Origin of the sequence: Halolamina salina, assembly GCF_042678005.1 — an archaeon.
Taxonomy (GTDB): Archaea; Halobacteriota; Halobacteria; order Halobacteriales; family Haloferacaceae; genus Halolamina; species Halolamina salina.
In genome coordinates this window covers 1-4,474 of sequence record NZ_JBHUDH010000014.1, presented here as the reverse complement: position 1 = coordinate 4,474, position 4,474 = coordinate 1, and the positions used below count along the sequence as shown (strand labels likewise).

Here is a 4,474-nt window from a genome sequence, read left to right as displayed (position 1 = left end):
CGGCGCCGACGTGACGCTGCTCGAACGCAACGAGCAGCTCGGCGGCCGCGCGAGCGTGATGGAACGCGACGGCTTCCGGTTCGACATGGGGCCGTCGTGGTACCTGATGCCCGACGTGTTCGAGCGGTTCTTCTCACAGTTCGACCGGGACGTGAGCGACTACTACGAGCTGAACCGGCTCGACCCCCACTACCGGATCCAGTGGAAGGATGGCGACTCGCTGGACCTCGCACCCGACGTGGAGACGAACGTCGAGCGCTTCGAGGCGTACGAGGACGGCGCCGGCGACGCCCTCCGCGAGTACCTCGACGAGTCCGAGTACACCTACGAGGTGGGGATGGAGCACTTCGTCTACGAGGACCGACCGCGCCTGCGGGACTACCTCGACCCCGACGTGGGGAAGCAGGCCCGCGGGCTCGCCCTGCTCGGCTCGATGCAGGACCACGTCGAGGAGTATTTCGACCACCCCAAGCTCCAGCAGGTGATGCAGTACACACTCGTGTTCCTCGGGGGGTCGCCGCACAACACGCCCGCGCTGTACAACCTCATGAGCCACGTCGACTTCGACCTCGGCGTCTACTACCCCGAGGGCGGCCTCGCGGCGGTGATCGACGGCCTCGTCGACCTCGGCGCGGAACTGGGCGTCGAGTACCGCGCCGGCGCCGACGTCCAGCAGATCCACGGCCAGCGCGGCGGCTTCAAGGTCGACTACGACGCCGCCGACCCCGCCGAGTTCGCGCCGAGCGACCGGCACGAAAGCTGGCGCGTCGACTCCGGCGGCTACGAACTGGCTGACCTCGTGGTCAGCGACGCCGACTACGCCCACACCGAGCAGGAACTACTGCCCGAACGGAAGCGGCAGTACGACGAGGCGTACTGGGACTCGCGCACCTACGCTCCCTCCGCGTTCCTCCTCTACATGGGCGTCGAGGGCGACCTCCCCGAACTGGCCCACCACACGCTCGTCCTCCCGACGGAGTGGGACCAGCACTTCGAGACGATATTCGACGAGCCGGCGTGGCCCGACGACCCCGCGTACTACCTCTGTGCGCCGTCGAAGACCGACGACTCGGTGGCACCCGAGGGCCACAGCAACCTCTTCGCGCTCGTCCCGATCGCGCCCGGGCTGGACGACGACGAGGAAACCAGGGAGGCGTACCGTGAGACGGTGCTCGACGACATCGCCGCGAACACCGACACCGACCTCCGGGACCGCATCGTCGTCGAGGAGACGTTCTCTGTCTCGGAGTTCGGCGCGCGCTACAACTCGATGCAGGGGTCGGCGCTCGGGCTGGCCCACACCCTGAAACAGACCGCGCTACTGCGCCCCTCCCACGCCTCCAGCGAGGTGCCGGGGCTGTACTTCACCGGCTCGTACACCACCCCCGGAATCGGCGTCCCGATGTGTCTGATCAGCGGCCAACTGACCGCCGAGGCGATCGCCGACCGCGAAGCCTGATGCTGCGCTACCTGCTGACGCTCTCGCGGCCGCGGTTCTGGCTGTACACCGCCGGCCCCGTGCTCGTCGGCGTCGCCTACGCCGCCGACGCGGTGGACGACCTGCTCGCCGTCCTCCCCGCCGCCCTCTTCCTCTACTTCCTGCTGCCCGCCAATATCTACCTCTACGGCGTCAACGACCGCTTCGACCGCGAAATCGACGCCGAGAACCCCAAGAAGGACGACGGCCCCGAGGCGCGCTGGCGTGACTCGCCCGCGGTCACGGCCGTCGTCGCGCTCTCGGGGGTCGTCGGCCTCGCGCTGTTCCCGCTCACGCCCCGGGTCGCGTGGCCCTACCTCGCGGGGTTCTTCGCGCTCGCGACCGCTTACAGCGCGCCGCCACTGCGGTTCAAAGCCCGGCCCCTGTTCGACTCGCTCTCGAACGGGCTCTACCTGCTCCCGGGCGCGGCCGCCTACGCCGCGATCGCGGGCGCACACCCGCCCGCGCCGGCGCTCGTCGGCGGCTGGCTCTGGACGATGGCGATGCACACCTACTCCGCGATCCCCGACATCGAGCCGGACCGCGCGGCGGGGATCGAGACGACGGCGACCGTGTTGGGCGAACAGCGAACGTACCTCTACTGCGGGGGCTGCTGGACGCTCGCTGCGGTCGCGTTCGGCCTGCTCGACGTTCGGCTGGGCGCGCTGCTCGGGGTCTACCCGCTGTTCCTGCTCGCGACCGTCGGCGCCGGCGTCGACGTGGATCGAGCGTACTGGTGGTTCCCGATCGTCAACGGCGTGGTGGGGATGGTGCTGACGATGGGCGGGCTGCTCCGCCTCGCGGGGGTGCTCGCGTGAGCGTCGCCGCGTGGCTGCCCGACGACCCCGCGGACCGCCGGTCGTGGGAGGCGGCGCTCTCGGAACTGATCCGCGAGCACCGCTTCACGATCGCGGTCGTGTTCCCGGCGGTCGGCGCCGTCTCGCTGATCGCGAGCGCGGAGGGGTGGCTCCCCGAGCCGCTGGCGTTCAACCCCCTGTTCGTGCTGGCGGGCGTGATCGTGATGCGCTCGCCGCTGATCGTCGGCGTGCTCCCGGTCGTCGACCGCCGGGCGGCGCTCGGCGTGGGCGCGCTGGCGGCGTACAGCTACGCCATCGAGATCGTCGGCGTCACGACGGGCTGGCCGTACGGCCAGTTCGAGTACGGCGTCTCGCTGGGGCCGATGCTCGGCGGCGTCCCGGTCGCGCTCCCGGTCTTCTTCCTCCCGCTGGTCGCGAACGCGTACCTGCTCTGTCTGCTCTTGCTGGGGACGCTGGCGGATCGTGCGCTCCCCAGACTGCTCTCGGTGATCGCGCTCGTGCTCGCGATGGACGTGGTGCTCGACCCCGGCGCGGTGGCGCTGGGGTTCTGGACGTACGGCGGCGGCGTCTTCTACGGCGTCCCGCTGTCGAACTACGCGGGCTGGGTGCTCTCGGCGACGGTGGCGGTGGTCGTCTTCGACGCGACGTTCGACCGCACCGCGCTGGGCGCGCGGCTGGAGGCCTGTGAGTTCGCGCTGGACGACATGGTGAGCTTCGTGCTGCTGTGGGGCGGCGTGAACGCCGTCTACGGGAACTGGCTACCCGTGCTCGTCGCCGCGGTCATCGGCGCGGGGCTGCTCCGGACCGACCGGTTCGACGCGGGGATGCTGCCGTGGCGGGCGGGGCGCTAAGGCACCGGGAGCCGCCCGGTCAGCCGGTGGAGCCGGTGACAGCTCTCGTCGGTCGGGATCGCGCTCACCGTGCGGAACACGGCGAGGGGGTCGGGGTTTCGCTGCCACGCCAGCCGCGTCCGGGCGGCGAGCCAGAGCTTCCGGGGGGTCGACAGCGAGGGCGTCGTCGACACCACGTCGTAGTCGAGCTTCCGGATCAGCCGGTGGTGATCGACGTACAGCACCGCCGCGAGCAGCACCGGGAACTGGCAGTCCCGCGGGAGCAGTTCGATGCCGGCGACGCCGTCGCGGTACAGCGCCTCCGCCCGCGAGAGTTCGGCCTGCACCGCGCCGGCGACGGCCTCGTCGAACTCCAGCCGGGCGACCTGCTCGTGGCTCGCCCCGTGAGCGTCGAGCGTCTCGGCGGGGAGGTAGATCCGGTCGCGCTCGAGTACGTCCTCGCGCACGTCCCGGACGAAGTTTGTGAGCTGGAACGCCTCGCCCAGCGCGGTCGCCGCCGGGAGCGCCGCCTCGGCGTGTTCCGGCGCCATCACGGCGGTCATCATCCGGCCGACCGCGGCCGCGGAGCCGTCCATGTACGCCCGGAGCTCGTCGTAGCTCTCGTAGCGGGCCTTCTCCACGTCGGTCGCCATCGCGTCGACGAACGTGTTCACGTCCGACGCGGGGATGTCGTGCTCCTCGCGGATCTCCGAGAACGCCGCGAGCACGGGGTCGTCGGCCGGCTCCTCACCGAGCGCCGCGCGGCGGAACGACTCCAGCCGCTCGGCCCGCTCTGCGGGCGCGAGGTCGTTGTCGCCGTCGACTACCTCGTCGGCGACGCGGAAGAAGGCGTACAGTACGTACGTGGGGTGGCGCACCCGTTCGGGGAGGAAGCGGGTCGCGACGTAGAACGTTTTGCCCGTCTCTCGGTGGATCTGCTTGCTCCGGGCGAGCTGTCGTTGTTCGACCATAGTGGTGCGGCGCTCGCCGGGACGGTAGGCGAGAGCGATCGCGTACCCTACCGATTGCCCCGGAGCGGCTTAACTGTGCGGCCCCGTGGCACGGAACTCAGTAGAACGTGTCCGCGCAGTCGAACACGACCCCGTGCTGCGGGCAGACGTACTCGCAGTGGCGGTGAACCATCGTCTCCCCGCAGTGCGGGCAGGGGCGACCGGGCGCCGTGGACTCCTCCGTGTCGCTCACGGGCGGGAGTGAGAGCGCCGGCGAGAAAGCAGTTACGAGCGGTGCCGGCGGAGGAACGCTTTCCCGCGTGGGACACCACCACACGGACATGTACCGTCCGAACCGGCAGCAGTCCCTCGACGCCGCCATCGGCGTGCTCGCGAGCG

Annotated in this window: 5 protein-coding genes; 3 read left to right on the top strand and 2 right to left on the bottom strand. The window is 70.6% G+C overall.

The window, feature by feature from the left end; genetic code table 11:
* From ACFR9S_RS02020 to cruF, 3 genes are all read left to right on the top strand, one after another.
* Nucleotides 1-1,459 (top strand): phytoene desaturase family protein (locus ACFR9S_RS02020; protein ID WP_379817962.1); only part of this gene is annotated, 1,459 nt, incomplete at its 5' end.
* A complete protein-coding gene (locus ACFR9S_RS02015) occupies nt 1,459-2,295 on the top strand; it encodes a prenyltransferase (RefSeq protein WP_379817961.1) in 837 nt (278 codons plus the stop codon). The genes ACFR9S_RS02020 and ACFR9S_RS02015, both read left to right, overlap by 1 nt.
* A complete protein-coding gene (gene cruF / locus ACFR9S_RS02010; protein WP_379817960.1) occupies nt 2,292-3,146 on the top strand; it encodes a bisanhydrobacterioruberin hydratase in 855 nt (284 codons plus the stop codon). The genes ACFR9S_RS02015 and cruF overlap by 4 nt, the downstream gene beginning before the upstream one ends.
* Here cruF and ACFR9S_RS02005 read toward each other — a convergent pair.
* Together ACFR9S_RS02005 and ACFR9S_RS02000 are read right to left on the bottom strand one after the other, a co-directional pair.
* Nucleotides 3,143-4,096 carry a phytoene/squalene synthase family protein gene (locus ACFR9S_RS02005; protein WP_379732854.1) on the bottom strand — a complete coding sequence of 318 codons (954 nt, stop codon included), beginning with the start codon at nt 4,094-4,096 and terminating at the stop codon, nt 3,143-3,145. The two genes, cruF and ACFR9S_RS02005, sit on opposite strands and share 4 nt — an antisense overlap.
* A gap of 97 nt (nt 4,097-4,193) precedes the next feature.
* Nucleotides 4,194-4,328 carry an HVO_2523 family zinc finger protein gene (locus ACFR9S_RS02000; protein WP_379732852.1) on the bottom strand — a complete coding sequence of 45 codons (135 nt, stop codon included), beginning with the start codon at nt 4,326-4,328 and terminating at the stop codon, nt 4,194-4,196.
* Between the last annotated feature and the right edge of the window lie 146 nt (nt 4,329-4,474).

What these genes read in the sequence shown, in the direction of transcription:
- ACFR9S_RS02015 (WP_379817961.1), top strand. Translation starts at nt 1,459, where the DNA reads ATGCTGCGCTACCTGCTGACGCTCTCGCGGCCGCGGTTCTGGCTGTAC.
- ACFR9S_RS02005 (WP_379732854.1), bottom strand. Translation starts at nt 4,096, where the DNA reads ATGGTCGAACAACGACAGCTCGCCCGGAGCAAGCAGATCCACCGAGAG.